Origin of the sequence: Candidatus Caldatribacterium sp., from assembly GCA_014359405.1 — a bacterium.
Taxonomy (GTDB): domain Bacteria; phylum Atribacterota; class Atribacteria; order Atribacterales; family Caldatribacteriaceae; genus Caldatribacterium; species Caldatribacterium oleiphilum.
In genome coordinates, this window is sequence record JACIZN010000171.1 from 791 (window position 1) to 2,637 (window position 1,847).

General features: G+C 50.0%; 1 protein-coding gene and 1 pseudogene (1 of these 2 cut by a window edge). Both read right to left on the reverse strand.

What is annotated here, in order from left to right; all coding sequences use genetic code 11:
• Positions 1-940: pseudogene (locus H5U36_09960) on the reverse strand (zinc-binding dehydrogenase); it reaches 23 nt to the left of the window's first position.
• A 23-nt stretch (positions 941-963) separates the two neighbouring features.
• The gene (deoC, locus tag H5U36_09965; GenBank protein ID MBC7218430.1) at positions 964-1,695 is read right to left on the reverse strand and encodes a deoxyribose-phosphate aldolase; all 732 of its coding nucleotides are present in this window, start codon (positions 1,693-1,695) and stop codon (positions 964-966) included.
• Positions 1,696-1,847: the final 152 nt, after the last annotated feature.

Consider the following 1,847-nt stretch of genomic DNA (forward strand, 5'->3'; position numbering starts at 1 on the left):
ACTTGTGTGTCAGGAGAGGACGAATCTTGATTTGCCCCGAAGCGACAAGGTCAACCGCCCTAAGCAGGCCATACTTAGTGTATCCGATGCGGGTGGCACCAGACGTTACCACCCTACCACCCTTAAAATGAAGCTCAAAAAAGTCAAAGGGCACCAATTGAGGACATGCCCCAAAGATAGCAATTACTCCCGGTTGTTCACCAATCGATGGATTCCTCTTTTTAAGGAGTCTCGTGGAAACACTGATAGTCTCTGGAATGCCAACACACTCTATCACTACGTCAACGCCTCTTCCTCTGGTTAAGTCCATAGCCCTCTCGACAAGATCCTCTCTTGTCGGGTCCACAGCAACGTTGGCACCCAGCTTTAAAGATAGTTCCCTTTTTATAGGGGAGGGTTCGGAAGCCACAATTAATCCGGCTCCTGCTGTCCTCGCGCACTGTGTGGCCATAAGGCCGGAAGCCCCCTGACCCAAAACCACAACCGAGTCTCCAACGTGTACGCTGTCTTCAACGAGTACATTAACCCACGCCAACATTTCTAGGGGGGCAGCTTCTTCAAAGGATAAGCTGTCAGGAATTTTTGCTATCCACTCTGGGCGTGCTTTTACGTATTCAGACATGGTGTCGCTAACATGAATCGTACAAACTCGATCTCCTACTTTGAACTCTGAAACGTACTTACCAACTTCCACAACAACCCCAGCACCTTCGTGACCGAGCGGAGCTGGCCAAGCCGACTCAGGGGTCTTGAAAAAATCCTCGGCCCAAACATGATGGGGTGGGTGGGTGCCCTCAATCGTGTGCAGGTCTGTCATATTACAAATGCTAGCCGCTTTAACTTTAATAAGGACCTCCTCGTCACTGATAGTGGGTACCTCAACCTCCCTTACTACAGGCATTTTTCCTACCCCGTCAAGAAATACTTTCTTCATCTTCATAGATGACCCTCCTTCCTTTCGGACTAACAGCATTCTTCTCTACCTTTTCTTCGGTAACACTCCTCCATAATCTCTTCGGTTTTTGTTGCACCAAACCTTGTTGCCCCTACTTCCCGAACTTTCAAAGCTGTATCAAGGTCTCGTACTCCCCCAGCTGCCTTCACCTGGACGCGGGGTGAGACACTTTGCCGCATGAGAATAAGGTCCTCTATTGTGGCTCCTCCAGGGCCAAATCCGGTGGAGGTCTTGACAAAGTCTGCACCTGCCTCTTCTGCTAAGCGGCATCCTATGCGTTTCAGCTCATCGGTGAGGTAACAGTTCTCGAGGATGACTTTCACGATGACTCCGTGTTTGTGAGCCACTTCGACCACGGCCTGAATGTCCCGCTTGACGTATGCAAAATCCCGGGAAAGGAGCTTCCCGATATGGATGACCATATCGAGCTCCTCTGCTCCATCCCGAATTGCCTGCTCTGCCTCAAAGACTTTTGTTTCGGTTTTGTGGGAACCGTGAGGAAAGCCAACCACTGCTCCCACCTTCACGCCGCTTCCCTCAAGGAGCTTCTTTGCCAGGGCAACGTCTGAGGGCCGACAACAGACTGATGCTACCTGGTACTTCCTCGCGATTTCGCACCCCTTTACAATGTCTTCGTCGGTGAGATCGGGGCGAAGAAGGGAGTGGTCAATCATCTTTGCAATGTCTCTGCAGGTGTACTCCACCGCTCTACCCCCTTTGTAATAACAAAATAAAAACATGATATCAGTGCCTATTGTACAGGGTAATTCCAAGCTCGTCAAGAGGTTGTTTAGGTTCACATCATGTGGGACACTCTACAATTCCAGTATCCCTCAGGTACTCCCAGGGAGTCCTGTACCCTAAACTCCAATGAGGTCTTCTTCGATTATAC

Coding starts and splice junctions, on each gene's coding strand:
- deoC (MBC7218430.1), bottom strand. CDS start 1,695: ATGTTTTTATTTTGTTATTACAAAGGGGGTAGAGCGGTGGAGTACACC.